This window comes from Streptomyces sp. NPDC026417, from assembly GCF_055567695.1.
In genome coordinates this window covers 149,140-169,688 of the sequence record NZ_JBVHPY010000003.1, presented here as the reverse complement: position 1 = coordinate 169,688, position 20,549 = coordinate 149,140, and the positions used below count along the sequence as shown (strand labels likewise).

The window sequence follows — 20,549 nt, the reverse complement described above, 5'->3', positions numbered from 1 at the left end:
GCCGGTGCGGCGCCCGTCGTACGCGTTCGCTCCATGCTCCGTGCGGCTGCCCGGCGCCGCGAACGGCGCCGGGCCATTGGGGTGGGCCCGGCGCAGGCGGGCGCCGGCTCAGATCCCGTGACGGCCGGGCCCCGCCGCCCCCTCCCGTTCGAGGTGCGTCCCGGTGATCGCCAGCGCCGCCGCCATGATGCTCAGCTGGGGATTCACCTCGGGACACCCCGGAAGCACGGAGGCGTCCGCGACCAGGACGCCGCGGACCCCGCGCAGCCGGCCCTCGGCGTCGGCCGGGGCCCGCAGCGGGTCGCCGCCCGCCGCGACGGTGCCCGTCGGATGGAAGGCGGACAGGTGCAGGTCGCGCGGCCCGGCCCGGGAGAGCAGCTCGTCCAGTTCGGCGAGCGAGCGGGCGCGGGGCGCGAGCGGCAGACCGGTGAGGATCTCCTCTGCGCCCGCCGCGAACAGCAGTTGCCCCATGGCGCGTACGGCCGTCATCAGCCGCTCGCCGTCCCGGCGGTCCAGGGCGTAGCGGACGACGGTGCGCTCCCGCCCGTGGACCCGTCCGGAGGGACGGTCGGCGATCATGGCGCCGAGTGTGGCGAGATGTGCCGCGCCCTCCAGCTCGCGCCGCAGCTCGCGTCCCACGCCGGGCAGGACGAAACTCCCCATGCCGGGAGGGCTGGCCGTCGCCTCGATGAGGATGCCTCGGGGGTGCAGTTCCTCGACCCCGGCGCTCTGCAGGACACCACGCCAGGCGGTGACGGGCGCGGCGAACCGTCCCGCCACGCTGGTGGCCGGATGGACGCTGAGGTTGCGCCCCAGACGCGGATGTCCGCCCAGTCCCGAACGGCGCAGCAGGGCCGGTGTGTGCAGGGCGCCGGCCGCCGCCACGACGAGCGGGGCCAGGATCTCCAGCTCGCTGCCGTCCGTCCGGCCGGCCCGCACTCCCGCGGCCCGTGGCGTCCCGGGTCCGTCGCGGTCCACCAGGATGCGGTGCACGCGGGCCCCCGTGACGATGCGCGCTCCGGCGGCACAGGCGTCGGGCAGCACCGAGAGCTGCACGCTCTGCTTGGCACCGGTGGGGCAGCCGACCACGCACTGGCACGAGCCCCGGCATCCGGGGGCGTTGCGCCGCAGGGGCCCGGCCCGCCAGCCGAGCCGGGCAGCACCGGCGAGTGCGAGCAGGCCGTTGGCGCCGAGGACGTCGAGGGGCTGGACGGCGACGCGCAGGGTGCGTTCGACCTCGTCGAGCAGGGGGGCGAAGTTCTCGGCGAGCCCGAAGCCGTACCGGTCTCTCCAGCGGTCGAGCACGTGGTCCGGAGTCCGGTAGCAGGTACCGGAGTTGACGACCGTGGTGCCGCCGACCGCGCGTCCGACCGGAAGCAGCAGGGGTGGGTTGCCCAGCGCGACGGTGGCGCCGCCGTCCCGGTACAGCTCGGCGAACCGGTCGAGGGGCGCCCGGCGTCCGAAGGACTCCGTCGAGTGGTGTGCGCCCTCCTCCAGGACGACCACGCGCAGTCCGGCGCGGGCCAGCGTCCTGGCGGCCACCGCGCCGCCCGCGCCGGAGCCCACGACCACCACGTCGGCGGTGGTGCGCGCGGGCCACTCCTCGGCGGGCGTGCAGTCGAGCGGCGGATCCTCCGGACCCTGTGCGGGCGCCCGCGGGGCCGGGTCCTCCGTGGCCGCCAGCCGCTCGGTGCCGGCGGCCAGCAGCACGGGCACCTTCAGGAGGTCGAGGAGGGGCACGAGCGCGGGCCGGGCGGCGAGCGAGGCGAGCAGGGTCTCGCGCTCGTCGCCGTCGAGTGCCGCGAGGCGTCTGCCGGTACGCAGGAGGGCGTACGCCTCCAGGGCCGCGACGGCGGTGCGCACGCCTGCTCTCGCCGGGACGGGCAGGGCGGCGAGCACCGAGTCGAGCCGCCGCGGCACCTTCGCGGCCCAGTCGTCCCCGTCCGCGTCAGCCAATAGCGCGGCGACCAGCCCGTCGACGCTCATCGCCCACCCACCTCGGCATGCGCGGTGCCGGCCAGCGACCACTCCGCCTCGGTGCGCCAGTGGCCCCACCAGCGTTCCAGCACCACCCGGGCGTCCGCGGACTCGCTGTTGCGGCAGACGGCGCGGGCGCCGTCGGGGTCGCGGTACTCCAGTTCCAGGGTGCGTGCGGGCGGCTGGACGACCTCGACCCGGATCCGGCGCAGTGCCGTGCGCCCGGTCACGCTCCACTCGGGCAGACCGATCCGGGCCCTGAAGCGGCCGAGGCCGAACCGGCCCACCGCCGTGCGTTCGGCCCGCCGCGGCCAGGTCCGGCCCTGGCGCCGCAGCCGGAGGAAGACCAGCGGCGGCAGCCGGCGCAGACCGGGCCGGGTGGACACGGCCGCGACGATCTCCAGGACGTCGCCGTCGCCGAGGTCCGCGTGCAGCCAGGCCCAGTGCCGGGCGTTGCCGTGCCCGTAGATCCTCGCCGAGGCGCCGGGCGCACGGTCCAGCCTCAGTGTCCGCCCGCCGTAGGAGAACTCTCCCTCGTACGCCGCCCGAGCCGCGGGGAGCATCTGTGCGGCCGGCAGCAGCGGGCGGCGCCAGGACCAGCGGGGAAAGGTGAACAGCGGTGGCCCGTCCGGGTGTTCGGTGATCCGCCATGCGAAGTCTCCGGCCTCACCGTGCAGCCGTCCCGGGTGGGCCGTGACGCCGTCGGCCTCGAAACCCGCCGTGGGGGCGGTCCACGGGACGGGGCCGAAGCGGGCGTGCTCGACCGGCCCGTCGGGCGGGAAGGCGGCGACCCAACCGTGGGCCACGGGCCCGGACCCGTCGGCGGGCGCCGTCAGTTCGTGGTGCAGCCACAGTCCGGTGCCGCTCGCGGGGTCGGTGAGGGTGGTGTACCAGACCTCGGTGCGGCCGGGGGTTCCGTCCCAGCGGGGCGCCAGGTGCTCGGCCGCCTCCCGCACCCGGTCCGAACCGAGGCGCTCGCCGCCTCCAAAGTGGCGTGGGAAGCGGAAGCCGAGGAGGAAGGGGACCAGGCCGGTGGTGAGCAGGAACCGCAGGACGCCGGCGCCGACGCGCGTCTCCTGCTCGTACAGCGTGAAGGGAAGGACGGTCATGGACCGTACCGGTCGGCGCGGCGTCACGGACTTCCAGCCGTCGAGGACGATCCGGCGTCCGCCGGCGCCGAACGACAGCCGGTAGCGGATGCGGCGTCGCGCCAGCGGCGACACCTCCAGCTCGCCCTCGGCGCGGACGTCGTCGGCGAAGCCGCCGACGCGGACCCGCCCGCTCAGGCGTGCCGCGGTCGTCCGGTGCGGGAGCAGGACCGTGTCGGCGCGGGCCCGCAGGTCGAGGCGTATGCGGCGCTCCCGGTTCTCGCCGTCGAGCCGGACCGTGCCGAGCATCGTCTCCGTGAACTCGGTGCCCCTCACGCGAGTCCCTCCAGCATGATCCGCTCGGTCTCCGCGAGGTAGGCGTCGGCCGCCGCGTGCGCCCGGCGGCGGTCACCGGCGACCACGGCGTCCACCACCGGCGCCAGCCGTTCGTGGGCGGCCTCGGGATCGGTGAAGGGGCCCGTCAGTGCGGCGCGGACGGGCAGATAGGCGTTGAAGAGCGTGTTGGTCAGCAGGACGTAGACCCGGTTGCCGGTGGCCCTCGCCAGCGCGCGGTGCACCTCGATGTCGGCCAGCTGCACCGCGTCGGCACCGGCCGCCTCCCGTACGGCGGCCAAGTGTGCGCGGAGTTCGTCGCGTTGCGCGGGACCGGCCTTCGACGCCGCCCGCTCGGCGATCAACGCTCCGATGCTGCGCCGCACTTCGAACACCTCGTGGACCCACTTGGCGTCGTGACGGACCAGCATGGGCAGCAGATCGGCACCCCCGAGCCGCACGAAGTCGCGCACCCGGGTCCCGACTCCGTGCCGGGTCTCCAGCAGCCCGGCCTGGACGAGCCGGCCGAAGGCGTGCTTGAGGCTGGTGCGGGTGACGCCGTAGCCGTCTGCCAGCTCGCGCTCCGGCGGAAGGTAACCGCCGGTCGGATGGCGGCCGTTGAGGATGTCCTTGCGGAGCCGGTGCTCCAGTACGTCCACGATCGTCTCGCGGGGCAGTGCCTCCACGGGGTCTCCTCTTCGGGCGGCGGTCCGGCGCTCCGGCCGGACGAGGGGCGGGTGGGTGAGCGAGGGCGGCAGGCAAGTGGCTGAGTGGATGAGCCACTCAACCAGTGGCGAGCGATGAGGTCAATCCCCCACGACGCGCGGCACAGGCGCCAGGTGGCAGTCCAACGCTCCGTCAAATTCCTTCTCTCATAAGACGGTTGCGCATCAGCTCGTGCGCGATTGGTTGACATGTACGCCACCTGACGCAACATTGAGAGCGCTCTCAAGCAATCCGGACGGCTTCCGTCCGTTGGAGATCCACCTCGTGAGGAGGCTGAGAGTGCCCAAGAATCCCAAGTGGCGATCCCTGGCGATGGCCGCGGCCACGCTCGCCGCGGCACTGCTGACGTTCGGGACTCCGTCCCGTGCCGAGGCGGCCGTTCCGGCGACCATCCCGCTGAAGTTCACCAACAACTCCGGGCGCAGCGACCCCGTCTACATCTACGACCTCGGCACGCTGCTCTCGACCGGCCAGCAGGGCTGGGCCGACGCGAACGGGACCTTCCACGCCTGGCCCGCGGGCGGCAACCCGCCGACCCCGGCGCCCGACGCGTCGATCGCGGGACCGGCCAACGGGCAGTCCAAGACGATCCGGATCCCGAAGTTCTCCGGCCGGCTCTACTTCTCCTACGGCAGGAAGCTCGACTTCCGACTGACGACCGGCGGACTCGTGCAGCCGGCCGTGCAGAATCCGAGCGACCCCAACCGCAACATCCTCTTCAACTGGTCCGAGTACACGCTCAACGACAGCGGACTGTGGATCAACAGCACGCAGGTCGACATGTTCTCGGCCCCCTACGCGGTCGGGGTCCAGCTCGCCGACGGCACCACGAGGAACACCGGTCACCTCAAGCCGGGTGGATACAACGGGTTCTTCAGCGCCCTCCGCGGACAGCCGGGCGGCTGGGCGAACCTGATCCAGACCGCACCCGACGGCACCGTCCTGCGCGCCCTCGCCCCCGGGCACGGCATCGAGACCGGAGCGCTGCCGGGCGGTGTGATGGACGACTACGTCAACCGCGTGTGGCAGAAGTACAGTTCGTCGACGCTCACGGTGACACCGTTCGCGGACCAGCCGGGCACCAGGTACTACGGCCGGGTCTCCGGGAACGTCATGAACTTCACCAACAGCGCGGGAGCGATCGTCACCAGCTTCCAGAAGCCGGACTCCGACAGCATCTTCGGCTGCTACAAACGCCTCGACGCCCCGAACGACCTGGTGCGCGGCCCGATCTCGCGGACCCTGTGTGCGGGCTTCAACCGCTCCACGCTCCTGGTCAACCCCAACCAGCCCGACACCGGCTCCGCGAGCTTCTACCAGGACACGGTGACCAACCACTACGCCCGCAAGATCCACGCGCAGATGGCCGACGGCAAGGCCTATGCGTTCGCCTTCGACGACGTCGGCAACCACGAGTCGCTGGTCCACGACGGCAACCCGCAGCAGGCGTACATCACGCTGGACCCCTTCAGCTGAGCGGATCACCGGTCCGGTCCTGCGGCCGGGCCGGTGATCCGATCGGGTGATCCCTTGCGGTCCCGTGGGAGACGTAGGCCCAGTATGCTCGCCTCGAAACGCTCAAACGAACATGAGGCGATCGCGCCGCGAGGGGATCACGGGCATGCGGGAACCGGGCGATGTCAGGCGGCAGCGGATCCTCGCGGTCGTGGAGTCCCGAGGCGCCGTCAAGGTGACCGATCTCGCCTCCGAGCTGGAGGTCTCGGTCGTCACCGCCCGGCGGGACGTCGAGGAACTGGCCCGCGCCGGCCGGCTGCGCCGGGGCCACGGCGTGGCCCGTCCGGTGACCGCCGCCCTGGAGCCGGCCGTCCCGCCGGCCGCCCGGGCGGGCGGACAGGGCGGCCCGGTGGCCCTGGTGGTGCCCGAGCGGCACACCTACCTGTACGAGGCCATGGACGGGGCGCGTGCCGTCCTGGAGGCGGCCGGCATACGCATCGCCCTGCACATCGCCCCGCAGGCGCCCGACGCGGAGCGGCCCATCGTCGAGCGGGCGCTGGCGGACGGCGCCCGGGGCCTGCTGATCGCGCCGCGCTGGCGGACCGCGGCGGCGCAGGACGCCGACGCGGACTGGCTGTCCCGCACGGACGTGCCCACGGTGATCATGGAGCGCCGGCCCGGCCCCGGCAGCCCCCTGCACGCCGTCGACTCGGTCTGCTCGGACCACTGGTACGGCATGTGGCTGGCCGTGGAGCACCTGACCTCGCTGGGCCACCGCCGGATCGTCCTGGCGGCGCGCGACGACAGCCCCACCGCGCGGGCCCTGCGGGCCGCCTTCACGAGCATCGTCGCCGCCCGTGCCGACATCGAGGACGCTGTGGTGGTGCTGAGCGCGAAGGACGCCGGGGCGGACTCCGCCGAGACGGCGCCTGACTCCCTGGCGGCCCTGCTGCGCGAACGGCGTGCGACGGGCGCCGTACTGCACGGCGACGTGGACGCCCTGATGCTGGTGCAGCAGCTGGCCGACAGCGGGGTGCGCGTACCCGGGGACTGCTCGGTGGTGGCCTACGACGACGTGGTGGCGGCGCTCGGCAGCACCCCGCTGACCGCCGTCGCGCCGCCCAAGTCCGAGGTGGGCCGGGTCGCCGCCGCCCTGCTGCTGGAGCGTCTCGGCCGTCTCGGAGACGTCGCCGGACGGCCCCGCCGGGTGGAGCTGCTGCCCGAGCTCAAGGTGCGGGGCTCGACCGCGACAGCACCGATCGTTTGACCGCTTTAGTTTCTTCTGATCGGTCTCTTGACCGCTACTCTCTCAGTCGATCAGGATGCCGGTGTCTCGCACCTGAGCCGCAGGAGGCATCCATGCCTGGCCGACCGAGCCGCCGGTCCCTGCTCACCGCCGTCGCCGCCGTCCCCCTCGCGGGTGCGGCGAGCGGCTGTTCCTCCGGGGAGAGCCGCCGATCGCAGAGCACGGGCAGGACCACCCGCATCACTTTCTGGTCCGCGTTGCGGGGCAGCCAGGAGGTGGTCGACGCCTTCAACCGTACGCACGACCGCGTCCAGGTCGACTTCCAGCAGATCCCGTCGGGCGGTCAGGGCGGCTACGCCAAGCTCAGCAATGCCGCGCGGGCGGGCAACGCCCCGGACGTGGCCACCATCGAGTACCCCCAGGTGCCCGGCTTCGCCATCGACGGCGTCGCCCGCGACATCACCTCGCTGGCGAGCGACCGGCTGCGCGCGAAGCTGCTCCCCCAGGCGCTCGGGCTGACCACGTTCGAGAACCGCGTCTTCACGGTTCCGCTCGACGTCGAGCCCATGGTGATGCACTACCGCACCGACCTCTTCGAGCACTTCGGGCTGCAGGTACCGCGCACCTGGGACGAGTTCGAGCAGGCCGCCCGGGCGGTACGGCGCAGATCCCGCACCAGGCGGCTCGTCCTGTTCCCCACCGACGGTGCCACCCAGTTCGCCGCGTACGCATGGCAGGCGGGCGCCCAGTGGTTCGACACCCGGGACGGCGCCTGGAACGTCTCGCTGACGGACGCCCGCACCCGGGAGGTCGCCGCCTACTGGCAGCGCCTCGTCGACGACGACCTCGTGCACGTCAACGAGGTGGAGAGCCGGCGCAGCGACGCCCAGATCGGTGAGGGGCTGGTCCTGGTCCGGCTCAGCGGTGCCTGGGACGCGGGGGCCCAGATGAACGCCCGCCCGGGTCAGCGGGGCACGTGGTCCCTCGCCCCCATGCCCCAGTGGGACACGGCCCGCCCCGCGGTCGGCACGCACGGCGGCTCGACCTTCGCGGTCACCCGGGACAGCGAACACCCCGAGGCCGCCATGGAGTTCATCGAGTGGCAGGTCTCGCACCCCGACGCCCTGCGCGCCCGCCTCTCCAGCGGCACCAGCAGCCAGTATCCGGCCGCGCCCGCACTGGTGGCCGTCGGGCGCAAGGCCTTCGACCGCTCGTACTACGGCGGCCAGGACATCTACCGCCTCTTCGCGCAGGAGGCGGCGATCATCCGGGACGGCTGGACCTGGGGCCCCCGGATGACGGCGACCAACCGGGTCATGCAGGACGGCTTCGCCCGCGCGGGCGCCGGCCGGATGTCGCTCATGGACGCGGTGCGGGCGGCCCAGGACGGGACCATGCCGGACCTGAAGGCGCTGGGCCTTGCGACCACCGAGCACAGCGACTGACCGACACGGACCGCTCCTCACCTCACCAAGGCAGGTGACCTCCATGACGACCACCGCTCCCCCGGTCGGTGCGACGACCCGCCGGGCCGGCTCCACGACCGGGTCCGCCGTCCGCACCCCGGCCCGCCGCCGGGAACGCGTCGCGTGCGGTGTCCTGATGGCGCCGTTCTTCCTCCTGCTCACCACGGTCTTTCTGGTGCCGGTCGGTACCGCCGTGTGGCTGAGCTTCTTCAGCGACGACCAGCCGGGGCTCGGCTTCGGGCCCGAACGCAGGGTCTTCGTCGGACTGCGCAGCTATGCCGCCGTGCTCTCCGACCCGACGTTCCTCGGCGGCCTCGGGGTGGTGGTGCTCTACTGCCTCGTCTACATCCCGCTGATGGTGATCGGCGCGCTCGCCCTCGCCCTGCTGCTCGACTCCGGCGTGGTCCGTCTGCGGGCGTGGGCGCAGCTCGGGCTGTTCCTGCCGCACGCGGTGCCCGGCATCATCGCCGCCCTGATCTGGCTGTACCTGTACACGCCCGGCATCAGCCCGGTCGTCGACCTCCTCGGCAGAGCCGACGTCACGATCGACTTCCTGGGTGTGCACACCGTGCTGCCGGCCATCGTGAACATCGCCCTGTGGAGCAACCTCGGCTACAACATGGTGATCTTCTACGCGGCGCTGCAGGCCGTCCCCCGCGAGGTCCTGGAGGCCGCGGTGATCGACGGGGCGGGGCCGGTCCGCACGGCCCTGCGCGTGAAGACGCCGCTGGTGCGCTCCTCCATCGTCATGGTCGCCATGTTCACCCTCATCTGGGCGCTCCAGCTGTTCACCGAGCCGATGCTGCTCAGTCAGTCCACCCCGATGATCAACTCCCGTTTCTCGCCGAGCATGTACATCTACGACGCGGCGTTCACGCGCAACAACTACGGCCTCGCCGCCGCCGCTTCGGTGATCCTGCTGCTCTGCACCATCGCCCTCTCGTACGGCGTCACCCGCTGGACGAACCGTGCGGGGGCCCGCCAGGAGGCCGCCCGATGAGCACCGGCTCCCCCACCGCCCTGCGCCCCCGCCTGCTGGGCCGCACCGCCGTCAACACCGTGGTCGGCATGGGTGTCCTGTACACCCTGCTGCCGGTGCTGTGGCTGGTGCTGGCCGCGTCGAAGAACCGGGACGCGCTGTTCGGCAGCGACGTGCTGTCGCCCGGCGACTTCTCGTTCGCACAGAACCTGCAAGACCTGTTCGCCATGGACGGCGGTCTGTACGGCCGTTGGTACGCCAACAGCCTGCTGTACGCGGTGGTCGGCGCCGCGGTCAGCGCGCTGGTCAGCGTCGCGTGCGGCTACGCCTTAGACAAGTACCGCTTCCGGCACAAGGAGAAGCTGTTCGGGCTGGTGCTCGCCGCCGTCATGGTGCCGCAGACCGTGCTCGCGCTGCCGCTGTACCTGATGGCGTCCGGTGCCGGACTGGTCAACAGCTTCTGGGCCGTGTTCGTCCCCGCGCTGTTCAACCCCTTCGGCGTCTACCTCGGGCGGATCTTCAGCCAGGGTTACGTTCCGGACGAGGTATTGGAGGCGGCCCGGGTCGACGGAGCGGGCGAACTCACCGCCTACGCAAGGGTGTCGCTGCGCATGCTCGGACCCGGTCTGGTCACCGTCTTCCTCTTCCAGCTCACGGCCATATGGAACAACTTCTTCCTGCCGATGGTGATGCTGTCGGACCAGGACCTCTATCCGGTCAGCCTCGGTCTGTACACGTGGAACAGCTCGGCCTCCGTCTCCCCCGAGTACTACCCGGTCGTGATCATGGGCTCGCTGCTGGCCGTGCTGCCGCTCATCGCCGCCTTCGTGCTGCTCCAGCGGTTCTGGCGCTCGGGCCTGACCGCGGGCGCGGTGAAATAGCGCCGGCCCGGCCGGACCGGGCCGCGGCCGGGGTGCCGGCCCGGCATGACACCCGGCTCGGCACGACACACACGTACCTCAGGAGCAAAATGCACATCTCGTCAGGCGGCCCCGCCCTCCCGCGGACCGCTCTCGCCATGGGCCCCGACGCCGCGGCCGCCGTCTTCACCCCCGACGCCCTGGCGGCGCTCGGCCGGGTCTGCGATCTCGTGCCGCCGCCGGCCCTCGACGACTTCGGCACGGACCGGGCCCGCTCCGTGCTGCGGGACGTGGAGGTCCTGGTCACCGGCTGGGGCTGCCCGGTCCTGGACGCGTCGGTCCTCGACGCCGCCCCGCGGCTGCGGGCCGTGGTCCACTCCGCCGGTTCGGTACGCCACCACGTCACCCCCGCCTGCTGGGAGCGCGGCCTTGCGGTGTCCTCCGCCGCCGCGGCCAACGCCCTGCCCGTGGCCGAGTACACCGTCGCCATGATCCTGCTCACCGGCAAGCGCGTCCTCGAACGCGCCCGGGACCACCGCACGACGCGCCGCCGCGACTCCTGGCTCGGCACCTCACGGCAGGTCGGCAACTTCCGCCGCACGGTGGGCATCCTGTCCGCCTCCCTGATCGGACGGCGGGTGATCGACCTGCTGCGCCCCCACGACCTGCGCGTGCTGCTGCACGACCCCTTCGTCACCCCGGAGGACGCCGCAGCGCTCGGGGTGGAGGCGGTGGAACTCGACGACCTGTTCGCCCGGAGCGACGTCGTCAGCGTCCACACACCGCTGCTTCCCGCCACCCGCGGACTCGTCGACGGCCGGCTCATCGCCTCGATGCGGCACGACGCCGTGCTGATCAACACGGCCCGCGGGGCGGTGGTCGACCAGGCGGCCCTCACCGAAGCGGTCACGGACGGCCGGATCCGTGCGGTCCTGGACGTCACCGACCCCGAGGTCCTGCCTCCCGACCACCCCCTGTGGGACTGCGACAACGCCCTGATCACCCCGCATCTCGCCGGATCCCAGGGCAACGAGTGGGCACGCCTGGCGGAGCTCGCCGTCGGCGAGGTCGCCCGGTGGGCCGCGGGCGACGGCTTCGCCCATCCCGTCCGACACGAAAGGCTGGCCCACCTCGCATGACGCTGCCCGGACTTCCCGCCGACGACCGCACGGCGAGCTCCGCAACCGGCTACACCCGCGCCCACTGGGAGACCGCCGCCGACCTCCTGCTGCGCGCCGCCTGGCGCTGGGCCACCCCCGGCTCGGCCCTGCTCGACCTGCCCGGCCGCCCCTCGGTGTCGGGCGTGCGCTCCGACGGCCTGGAGGGGTACGCCCGCACCTTCCTCGCCGCCGCCTTCCGCGTCGCGGGGGCCGACGGCAGGGACCCGCACCGCTGGCTGGACCGGTACGCGCGGGGACTCGCGGCCGGCACCCGCACACCCGGACGCGACGACACCGAGTCCTGGCCGCTGATCCTGGACCACCACGTGCAGGGTCAGCCGATGGTGGAGTCCGCGTCCGTGGCGCTCGGCCTGCGCCTGACCCGGCCGTGGCTGTGGGACCGCCTCGACGGCGACGAGCAGGACCGGGCCGAGGAGTGGCTGCGCGGCGCCCTGCGGCACGTACCGGCGCCGAACAACTGGTATCTGTTCCCGTACACGGTGGCGGGGTTCCTGGAGTCCGTCGGCCGGGGTGACACGCAGACGGCACGCGTGCGGGAGCGGGCGCTCGCCCTGCTGGAGGGCTGGTACCGGGGCCAGGGCTGGTACGCCGACGGGGACGGACGGGCCTTCGACCACTACAACGGCTGGGCCCTGCACCTGTATCCGGTACTCGACGCGCATCTCGCCGGCGACGGGGCGAGCGGTCCGTACGGGGCCCGGCTGCGCGAGCACCTGGAGAGCTTCTCCCTGCTCTTCGGGGCGGACGGGGCACCGGTGCACTTCGGCCGCTCGCTCACCTATCGCTTCGCGGCCGGCTCGGCGGTGGCGCTCGGCGCCGTCACGGGGCACACCCCGCTGACTCCCGGCGCGTCCCGGCGGCTCATGAGCGGGTCGCTGCGCTACTTCCTGGACCGCGGGGCCGTCGACGCCGACGGACTGCTCGGTCTCGGCTGGCACGGCCCGCATTCCGCGACCCTGCAGGGCTACTCGGGTCCCGCCTCGCCGTACTGGGCGTCCAAGGCCTTCGTCGGACTGCTCGCGCCCGCCGACCACCCGCTCTGGACCGCCCGCGAGGAGCCCGCTCCCAGCGAGGGGCCCGACCGGGTGCTCGCGCTGCCCGCGCCGGGACTGCTGGTCCAGAGCACGGGCGCCGACGGCATCGTCCGGCTGCACAACCACGGCAGCGACCACGTCCGCCCGCACGAGGGCGAGTCGGCGGCCGGGAACGATCCGCTCTACGGACGGCAGGCGTACTCCACCCGTACCGGCCCCACGGCCGCCGGGAACGTCGCGGACAACCACCTGGGCCTGGTCGTCGGCGGAGCCCGCAGCGTGCGGCGGCGGATACATCCGCTGGGGGCGGGCCACGGCGACGGCTGGGGCTGGGCGGCCTCCTGGCACCGGCCCGTCTTCGCGGCGGGCCCGCCGACGGTTCCCGGACTGCGCGTGGAGAGCGTCACGGTGGTGCGGGGCCGGTACGAGCTGCGGGTGCACCGCGTCGTGGGCGCCCCGCCCGGCGCGGCCGTCGAGCAGACGGGCTGGGCGACCGGCCCCGACGGCTCTCCCGTCTGCGCGCTCCACCCCCTGAGCGGCTGGAGCGGGCGGGACGAGGTCCGGGCGCCGCAGGGCACGGCTTTCGCCCGCTGGGCGCGGGTCCCCCGGCTCACCGGCGAGGCGGAGGGCACGAGCCTCTACGCGTGCCTGGCGACGCTCACGGCGGAACCGGATCCCGCGCCGCTCGCCGGGGCGGTCACCGGGGTGAGCACGGACGACGACGCCGTCGAGGTGCGCTGGGCGGACGACGGCTCACGGACTCGGATCGCCTTCGCGCCGTTCGGGGTCACGCACGTCGGTGGTGCGACCGGGTGAACACGCCCGAGCTGGCCGCGGGTCCGGCCGGCCCTCTCCTCGCCCGCGTCAGGAGCAGGAGGGGCACAGCCCGCGGTAGGTGACCTCGACCTCGGACACCGTGAACCCGAACCGCTCCTCCGCGGGGAGGTCCGCCAGCGGGCTGCCGGTGGGGTGGACGTCGCGGATCGTGCCGCAGCCGGAGCAGACCAGGTGCTGGTGGGGCCGGTGCGCGTTCGGGTCGTAGCGCTTGGCCCGGCCGTCGGTGGAGACCTCGATGACCTCGCCGAGGGAGACCAGTTCCCCCAAGGCGTTGTAGACGGTGGCACGGGAGATCTCGGGCAGCCGCTCGGCCGCGCGGGCGTGCACCTCGTCGGCCGTCAGATGGACGTGGTCGCCGTCGAGGACCTCCGCCACGACACGCCGCTGGGAGGTCATCCGCCAGCCGCGCCCGCGCAGTCGCTCCAGCAGGTCGCTCATATCGGTTCACCTATTCGGGCTCGATGGGATGTTCGGCGTTCCGCGGTGGATGTCCGGATCCCGATCCCCTGTGGAATTGGCATGCTTATTGACTTGGACTGTGTCCATCGTAGGATCGGTTCCGGCAATAGCCAAGGGACAGGACGACCCAGTGCGGCAGGAGACTGAGACGTGACGGGCACCGGGAGGCCGCGCAGTGCCGGCTCGCGTGCCACGGCGCCCTGCGTCGCGCGGTCGTGGAGCCTCGGGGACGGTGACCCGCCCGGCGCCGAGGCCACCCGCGCGGCGTACGGGATCCCCACCCGGCCGTTTCCGCCGGCGAAGGCCTCCCGGCCTCCGGTGGCCGCTGCCTCTCCCGGGCCCCCTGCCCCACCGTTTTTCCACCGCCCGAAGTTCCTGAGCACAGTGACCCGCTCGGCCCGGAAGGACCCCCATGACTGAGAACCACGATGCACTCGTCACCGACCCGAAGACGACGGAGGGCGAGGGCGAGGGCGGTTGCCCGGTCGCGCACGGGCGCGCCGCGCATCCGACGCAGGGAGGCGGCAACCGCCAGTGGTGGCCCGAGCGGCTCAATCTGAAGATCCTGGCCAAGAACCCCGCCGTCTCCAATCCGCTGGGCGAGGAGTTCGACTACGCCGAGGCGTTCCGGTCGCTCGACCTGCCGGCCGTCAAGCGTGACATCGCCGAGGTGCTCACCACCTCCCAGGACTGGTGGCCCGCGGACTTCGGCCACTACGGCCCGCTGATGATCCGCATGGCGTGGCACAGCGCCGGCACCTACCGGATCAGCGACGGCCGCGGCGGCGCCGGGGCCGGCCAGCAGCGCTTCGCCCCCCTCAACAGCTGGCCGGACAACGTCAACCTCGACAAGGCCCGCCGCCTGCTGTGGCCGGTCAAGAAGAAGTACGGCCAGAGCCTGTCCTGGGCCGACCTCCTGATCCTCACCGGCAACGTGGCGCTGGAGTCCATGGGCTTCGAGACCTTCGGCTTCGCCGGTGGCCGTGCGGACGTCTGGGAGCCGGACGAGGACGTGTACTGGGGTCCCGAGACCACCTGGCTCGGTGACGAGCGCTACACCGGCGACCGTGAGCTGGAGAACCCCCTGGGCGCGGTCCAGATGGGCCTGATCTACGTCAACCCGGAAGGCCCGAACGGCAACCCCGACCCGCTGGCCTCGGCCCGCGACATCCGGGAGACCTTCCGCCGGATGGCGATGAACGACGAGGAGACGGTCGCCCTGATCGCGGGCGGTCACACCTTCGGCAAGACGCACGGCGCCGGCCCGGCGGACCACGTCGGCGACGACCCCGAGGCCGCCTCGCTCGAGGAGCAGGGCCTCGGCTGGCGGAACACGTTCGGCACCGGCAAGGGCGGCGACACCATCACCAGTGGCCTCGAGGTCACCTGGACCAGCACCCCCACGCAGTGGAGCAACGGCTACTTCAAGAACCTCTTCGAGTACGAGTGGGAGCTGACGCAGAGCCCCGCGGGCGCCCACCAGTGGGTGGCCAAGGACGGTGCCGGCGCCGGCACCATCCCCGACGCCCACGACCCGTCCAAGAGCCACGCGCCGACGATGCTGACGGCCGACCTCGCGCTGCGCTTCGACCCGGCCTACGAGCAGATCTCGCGGCGCTTCTACGAGAACCCCGACCAGTTCGCGGACGCGTTCGCCCGCGCCTGGTTCAAGCTGACGCACCGTGACATGGGCCCCGTCGTGCGCTACCTCGGCCCGGAGGTTCCCTCCGAGACCCTGATCTGGCAGGATCCGCTGCCCGAGGTGACGCACGAGCTCGTCGACGCCGGTGACGTCTCGGCGCTCAAGGGCCAGATCCTGTCGTCGGGCCTGACCGTGTCCCAGCTGGTGTCCACCGCATGGGCCTCGGCCTCGTCCTTCCGCGGCAGCGACAAGCGCGGCGGCGCCAACGGTGCGCGCATCCGCCTGGAGCCGCAGAACGGCTGGGAGGTCAACGACCCCGACGAGCTGGCGACGGTCCTGCGCACCCTGGAGGGCATCCAGCAGTCCTTCAACGCCTCCGCCACGGGCGGCAAGCAGATCTCGTTCGCCGACCTCATCGTGCTGGCGGGCGCCGCGGGCGTCGAACGCGCCGCCAAGGACGCCGGCTTCGAGATCCAGGTCCCGTTCACGCCGGGCCGGGTGGACGCGTCGCAGGAGCAGACCGACGTCGAGTCGTTCGCCGCGCTGGAGCCGACCGCCGACGGGTTCCGCAACTACCTGGGCAAGGGCAACCGCCTGCCGGCCGAGTTCCTGCTCATCGACCGGGCGAACCTGCTGACCCTGAGCGCTCCCGAGCTGACGGTCCTGGTCGGTGGCCTCCGCGTCCTCGGCGCGAACCACCAGGGTTCGCAGCTCGGCGTCCTCACCACCACCCCCGGTGTGCTGACGAACGACTTCTTCGTGAACCTGCTCGACCTGGGCACCACGTGGAAGGCGACCTCGCAGGACCAGAGCACCTTCGAGGGGCGCGACGCCGCCACGGGCGAGGTGAAGTGGACCGGCAGCCGGGCCGACCTGGTCTTCGGGTCCAACTCGGAGCTGCGCGCCGTCGCCGAGGTCTACGCGAGCGACGACGCGAAGGAGAAGTTCGTGAAGGACTTCGTCGCGGCCTGGGACAAGGTCATGAACCTGGACCGGTTCGACCTCGTCTGACGTGACGCGTGACGTCCGGGCCGGCAGGCACCATCGCCGGCCCGGACGTCTTCGTGTCCGCCGGGTTCACGTCCGCTCCCCCGGCCGCGGACCGCGGCGCCGGTGGTCCGGCCGCGGCGTCCGCACAGCGGCGGGCCAGATCGCCGAACGCGACCCTGAGCTCGTGGGGCCCCACGACCTCGATGCCGACGCCGAACCGGGCGACCGCGGCGGCCAGGCCGGTCCACGACCACGAGCCGAGGACGAGCCGGCACCGGTCGGGGCCGAGTTCCTCGACGATCCCGTCGGAGGTGTGGCGGGACACCTCGGCGGCGGGGAGAGCGAGGATCACCTCGCCGCGGCAGGGCCAGTCGCCCGGCCCCCGCGCACCCCGGAATGTGCCGGTCAGATAGGCCCCCACCGAACCGCCGGGCACCTCGCGCGGGGAGAAGCGGGGCCCGGTGGGTGTCCGCGGGGTGATCCGGTCGGCGCGGAAGACACGCCAGTCCTCCCGGTCGAGGTCCCAGGCGAGGAGGTACCAGCGACCGCCCCGCGCGACCAGGTGATGGGGCTGCACCCGGCGCACGGGAGGCCCGAAACCGGTCTCGTGCACGTCCGGCGCGGAAGCGGGCGGGTAGTCGAAGCGCAGCACCTCACGGGCGTGGACCGCGGCGCCGAGGGCGGCGAGCACCTCGCCGTCCACCCGGGGTCCCGGCGGGCCGGCCGGGGGCTCGCCCGCGGTGACCTGCAGCGTGTCGACGCGGTGGCGCAGCCGTGCGGGCAGGACCTGCCGGACCGTGGCCAGGGCGCGCGTGGCGGCGTCGTCGATGCCGGCGCCGGTGGTGGCGGCGACCCGCAGGGCGACGGCCAGGGCCACGGCCTGCTCGTCGTCGAACAGCAGCGGGGGCAGTCGTGCGCCGGCGTCGAGCCGGTAGCCGCCGTCGGGGCCCTTGGTGGCCAGCACGGGATAGCCGAGCTCACGCAGCCGGTCCACGTCCCGGCGCACGGTGCGCGGGCTGATCCCCAGCCGCTCGGCCAGCAGGGCGCCCGGCCAGTCCCGGCGCGCCTGGAGGAGGGAGAGCAGGGACAGCAGACGCGCTGAGGTCTTCGGCATGCGCCCATGGTCCCCCGGGTAGCGGTCGGAATCCGGCCGCTACCTTCGTGCACCCCTCGCCCGGGCTTCGCGGCCGGACCGTCTTCAGGCGGGCGGGTCGGGCATCGGGGGCATGGCGAGATGGGCGAGGTCCGGAGGCGGCGGGGTGGTCAGCGGCCAGAGCGGCGCGGCGTCTCCGTCCGCCAGCGCGGCCGGGGCGTCGGTGAGCTTCATCCGCTCCCGCAGCCGGCCGTAGAAGTCGGTGGGCCCCAGCCGGACCGCACGCAGCCGCCGGGGAGAGGCGTAGACGCCGATCCAGTCCCCGGGCTCCAGGACACCGCGCACCTGGCCGTCGATGCTGACGGCTGCCTGGCCGGACCGTTCGAGCAGGCGGAGGGCGACGGGCTCGTCGGGGGCCGCCACGACCGACCGGTTGAACGTCATGTGCGGCGCGACGGGGGTGAACACCAGCGCGTCCGTACGAGGGGAGACGACGGGCCCGCCGGCGGCGAAGCTGTAGGCGGTCGAGCCGGTCGGTGTCGCCACCAGCAGCGCGTCGGCGGAGTAGGACGCCAGGAGCCTCCCGGCGAGGTAGACGCCCGCGGACACCTGGCGGTCCCGCGACAGCTTCTCCAGGACGATGTCGTTCAGCGCCGTGACGTTGAGGGCGACGCCCCATTCGTCACCGGTCTCGCAGTCGGCGCGGACCCGGGGAGGCGGCAGGAGCGGACCGCGGCCGTAGCGCATCAGCGCCCCCATGTCCGCCGGGACCTCCAGGGCGCGGGAGGCCCGCAGCGTGAGCAGCATGCGTTCCTCGACGACGAGGCGGTCCTCGCGCACCGCGTCCAGGGCCGAGCGGACCAGGGAGGCGGACACCTCGGTGAGGAAGCCCACCCGGCCGAGGTCGATGCCGAGTACCAGTGCGTCGTTCTCGGCGGCCAGTCGGGCCCCACGCAGGAAGGTGCCGTCACCGCCCAGGGTGACGACGAGGTCGGGATCGCCCGCCGCCTCGTTCTCCTCGTGGGCGCTGTGCCGGCCACCGTCGCGCCACACGTCGATGTCCGTGCACTGGACGGAGTGCTCCGTGCACCAGGCGCGGACGCTGGCTGCGGCGTCCACGGCTTCACGGCGTCCTCCGTGCACGACCAGGCCGATCCGGCGGACTGTCATGAGTCACCTCCCCGTCCAGCGTACGAAGGGGCCCGCCCGCGCGCCTCGGGAGCGCACCGCGCTTGCGAGGAGCGCGGTGGCCGTGGCAGGGCGCCGCCCGCGAAGGACCGGCCCGTTTCCCCGGCCGCTCGGCGAGCAGGTGGGAAGGCAGTCGTCGAACCGCCCCGCGCACCGACCGGAGAGCCGCCCGTGTCCACGCCGTCCGCCGCCCGTCCGGACCCCAGCGGTGGCCGAAGCGGGCTCCGGCGCTTGAGCTACGGACAGGCGGGCACCCCGGCCCGATGCCCGGGGTGCGTCACCGCCGCGACGCCCTCGCGCCACGCGCGGCCCACGGCGCGCCGCGCCCCGTACGAAGGAGAGAACGCCATGCAGACCGTCACCCTGAACAACGGCGTCGAGATGCCCGTCCTGGGCTTCGGCGTCTACCAGATCCCGCCCGAGCAGACCGAGCAGGCCGTCACCGAAGCCCTCGCCGCCGGCTACCGCCTCCTCGACACCGCCGCCGCCTACGGCAACGAGGAGGCCGTCGGCCGGGCCATCGGGAACAGCGGCATCCCCCGGGACGAACTGTTCGTCACCACCAAGCTCTGGATCCAGGACGCCGGGGAGGAGCGCACCGAGCGCGCCTTCGACACGTCGCTGCGCAAGCTCGGCCTCGACCACCTCGACCTGTATCTGATCCACCAGCCCTACGGCGACGTGTACGGCTCCTGGCGCGTCATGGAGCGCCTGAACCGGGAGGGACGCGTCCGGGCGATCGGCGTGTCCAACTTCCACTCCGACCGCCTCGTCGACCTCATCGACCACAACGAGGTCACGCCGGCCGTGAACCAGGTGGAGACGCATCCCTTCTTCCAGCGCACGGCCGACCAGGAGCTCATGAGCGGGCGCGGCGTCCAGATCGAGTCGTGGGGACCCTTCGCGGAAGGCCGCAACGACCTCTTCACCCACCCCGTGCTGAGCGACATCGCCAAGAAGCACGGCAAGTCCGTGGCACAGGTCGTCCTGCGCTGGCTCGTCCAGCGCGGCGTCGTGGTCATCCCGAAGTCGGTGCGCGCGGACCGGATGGCGGAGAACATCGACGTCTTCGACTTCGTGCTCACCGACGAACAGCTGGCGCTGATCGCCGCCCTCGACCTCTGCACGTCGCTGTTCTTCGACCACCGCGACCCGGCCATGGTGAGCAGGCTCGGCAACGCCCGTCTGTAGAAATGAACTTGACGGGTCCCGGATGGTGGCCGGCCGGTGCGTGATCTTGGCGGAACCGAGTGCTCCGGGCCAAGATGCCCGCATGAAGGGTGACCTCTTTTCCAGTGACCACATGGTGCAGCCGGCCGCAGCGCCCGGCATGACCGTGCAGAACGCCAAGTCCATCAGATACGCCGTCGACGGGGAGATGTTCGCGCGGCAGGCGGCGATGATCGCCTGGCGCGGGGCGCTGCAGTTCGAGCGCAAGGGCCAGGGTGTGGGCGGCATGCTCAAGCGGGCGGTCACCGGCGAGGGGCTGGCGCTGATGGCGGTGCGCGGGCAGGGCGAGGCCTGGTTCGCGCACGAGGCGCAGAACTGTTTCATCGTGGACGTCGAGCCGGGCGACGTCTTCACGGTCAACGGCCGCAACGTGCTCTGTTTCGACGCCTCGTTGTCCTACGAGATAAAGACCGTGAAGGGCGCGGGCATATCGGGCGGCGGCCTGTTCAACAGCGTCTTCACGGGGCAGGGCCGGCTGGGGCTGATCTGCGAGGGCAACCCGCTGGTCATCCCCGTGTCGCCGCAGCAGCCGGTGTACGTGGACACGGACGCGGTGGTGGGCTGGAGCGCCCGGCTCACCACCTCGCTGCACCGGTCGCAGTCGTTCGGCTCGATGCTCCGCGGCGGTTCGGGCGAGGCGGTGCAGCTCAAGCTCGACGGCGAGGGCTTCGTGGTGGTGCGGCCCAGCGAGGCGACACCGCAGAAGACGCAGCAGCACTGATCCGGCCGCCCGCTGAGGGGTGCCCCCAACGGAGGGCACCCCTT

The 20,549-nt window shown here is 72.9% G+C and carries 16 protein-coding genes; 10 read left to right on the top strand and 6 right to left on the bottom strand.

Going from position 1 to position 20,549, the window contains the following annotated elements; translation table 11 throughout:
• Positions 1-108: 108 nt before the first annotated feature.
• From ACZ4NT_RS05950 to ACZ4NT_RS05940, 3 genes are read right to left on the bottom strand one after another with little or no spacing between them, the layout of a single operon-like run.
• A complete protein-coding gene (locus tag ACZ4NT_RS05950) occupies positions 109-1,986 on the bottom strand; it encodes a GMC family oxidoreductase (protein ID WP_467723760.1) in 1,878 nt (625 codons plus the stop codon).
• Positions 1,983-3,401 carry a hypothetical protein gene (locus tag ACZ4NT_RS05945; protein ID WP_467723758.1) on the bottom strand — a complete coding sequence of 473 codons (1,419 nt, stop codon included), beginning with the start codon at positions 3,399-3,401 and terminating at the stop codon, positions 1,983-1,985. The genes ACZ4NT_RS05950 and ACZ4NT_RS05945 overlap by 4 nt, the downstream gene beginning before the upstream one ends.
• Positions 3,398-4,084 (bottom strand): FCD domain-containing protein, encoded by a 687-nt coding sequence (locus ACZ4NT_RS05940; protein ID WP_121408119.1) that lies wholly within the window; start codon positions 4,082-4,084, stop codon positions 3,398-3,400. Before ACZ4NT_RS05940 ends, ACZ4NT_RS05945 begins: the two co-directional genes overlap by 4 nt.
• Positions 4,085-4,436: 352 nt before the next feature.
• On the opposite strand from ACZ4NT_RS05940, the gene ACZ4NT_RS05935 reads away from it, so the two are divergent.
• The 7 genes from ACZ4NT_RS05935 to ACZ4NT_RS05905 all read left to right on the top strand — a co-directional run bounded on the left by ACZ4NT_RS05935 (position 4,437) and on the right by ACZ4NT_RS05905 (position 13,161).
• Entirely contained in the window at positions 4,437-5,600 is a 1,164-nt protein-coding gene (locus ACZ4NT_RS05935; protein ID WP_183117195.1) for a glycoside hydrolase family 64 protein, read from the top strand.
• A 145-nt stretch (positions 5,601-5,745) separates the two neighbouring features.
• Complete coding sequence (locus tag ACZ4NT_RS05930) at positions 5,746-6,846, top strand: substrate-binding domain-containing protein (protein WP_467724154.1); 1,101 nt, start codon at positions 5,746-5,748, stop codon at positions 6,844-6,846.
• A 92-nt stretch (positions 6,847-6,938) separates the two neighbouring features.
• Positions 6,939-8,270 (top strand): ABC transporter substrate-binding protein, encoded by a 1,332-nt coding sequence (locus ACZ4NT_RS05925; RefSeq protein WP_467723756.1) that lies wholly within the window; start codon positions 6,939-6,941, stop codon positions 8,268-8,270.
• Between the two features lie 34 nt (positions 8,271-8,304).
• Complete coding sequence (locus tag ACZ4NT_RS05920; protein ID WP_467723754.1) at positions 8,305-9,291, top strand: carbohydrate ABC transporter permease; 987 nt, start codon at positions 8,305-8,307, stop codon at positions 9,289-9,291.
• Positions 9,288-10,151, top strand: coding sequence for a carbohydrate ABC transporter permease (locus ACZ4NT_RS05915; RefSeq protein WP_467723752.1), 864 nt, complete (start codon positions 9,288-9,290; stop codon positions 10,149-10,151). Before ACZ4NT_RS05920 ends, ACZ4NT_RS05915 begins: the two co-directional genes overlap by 4 nt.
• A gap of 89 nt (positions 10,152-10,240) precedes the next feature.
• A complete protein-coding gene (locus tag ACZ4NT_RS05910; protein ID WP_121408670.1) occupies positions 10,241-11,269 on the top strand; it encodes a hydroxyacid dehydrogenase in 1,029 nt (342 codons plus the stop codon).
• Positions 11,266-13,161 carry a DUF2264 domain-containing protein gene (locus tag ACZ4NT_RS05905; RefSeq protein ID WP_467723750.1) on the top strand — a complete coding sequence of 632 codons (1,896 nt, stop codon included), beginning with the start codon at positions 11,266-11,268 and terminating at the stop codon, positions 13,159-13,161. The genes ACZ4NT_RS05910 and ACZ4NT_RS05905 overlap by 4 nt, the downstream gene beginning before the upstream one ends.
• A 48-nt stretch (positions 13,162-13,209) precedes the next feature.
• Here the strand turns inward: ACZ4NT_RS05905 and ACZ4NT_RS05900 are convergent, their stop codons facing one another.
• Positions 13,210-13,620 (bottom strand): Fur family transcriptional regulator, encoded by a 411-nt coding sequence (locus ACZ4NT_RS05900; protein ID WP_121408125.1) that lies wholly within the window; start codon positions 13,618-13,620, stop codon positions 13,210-13,212.
• A gap of 433 nt (positions 13,621-14,053) precedes the next feature.
• Between ACZ4NT_RS05900 and katG the strand changes: the two genes are divergently transcribed.
• Positions 14,054-16,294 carry a catalase/peroxidase HPI gene (katG, locus tag ACZ4NT_RS05895; protein ID WP_467723749.1) on the top strand — a complete coding sequence of 747 codons (2,241 nt, stop codon included), beginning with the start codon at positions 14,054-14,056 and terminating at the stop codon, positions 16,292-16,294.
• On the opposite strand, the gene ACZ4NT_RS05890 is transcribed toward katG, so the two are convergent.
• Both ACZ4NT_RS05890 and ACZ4NT_RS05885 read right to left on the bottom strand, forming a co-directional pair.
• The gene (locus tag ACZ4NT_RS05890; protein ID WP_467723747.1) at positions 16,263-17,387 is read right to left on the bottom strand and encodes a helix-turn-helix transcriptional regulator; all 1,125 of its coding nucleotides are present in this window, start codon (positions 17,385-17,387) and stop codon (positions 16,263-16,265) included. The two genes, katG and ACZ4NT_RS05890, sit on opposite strands and share 32 nt — an antisense overlap.
• A gap of 84 nt (positions 17,388-17,471) precedes the next feature.
• Positions 17,472-18,536, bottom strand: coding sequence for an NAD(+)/NADH kinase (locus ACZ4NT_RS05885; RefSeq protein ID WP_121408128.1), 1,065 nt, complete (start codon positions 18,534-18,536; stop codon positions 17,472-17,474).
• A gap of 366 nt (positions 18,537-18,902) precedes the next feature.
• On the opposite strand from ACZ4NT_RS05885, the gene ACZ4NT_RS05880 reads away from it, so the two are divergent.
• Both ACZ4NT_RS05880 and ACZ4NT_RS05875 read left to right on the top strand, forming a co-directional pair.
• On the top strand, positions 18,903-19,745 hold the full coding sequence (locus ACZ4NT_RS05880; protein ID WP_467723745.1) for an aldo/keto reductase: 843 nt from the start codon (positions 18,903-18,905) through the stop codon (positions 19,743-19,745).
• A gap of 82 nt (positions 19,746-19,827) precedes the next feature.
• Positions 19,828-20,505 carry an AIM24 family protein gene (locus tag ACZ4NT_RS05875; RefSeq protein WP_467723743.1) on the top strand — a complete coding sequence of 226 codons (678 nt, stop codon included), beginning with the start codon at positions 19,828-19,830 and terminating at the stop codon, positions 20,503-20,505.
• The last annotated feature ends 44 nt before the right edge of the window (positions 20,506-20,549 follow it).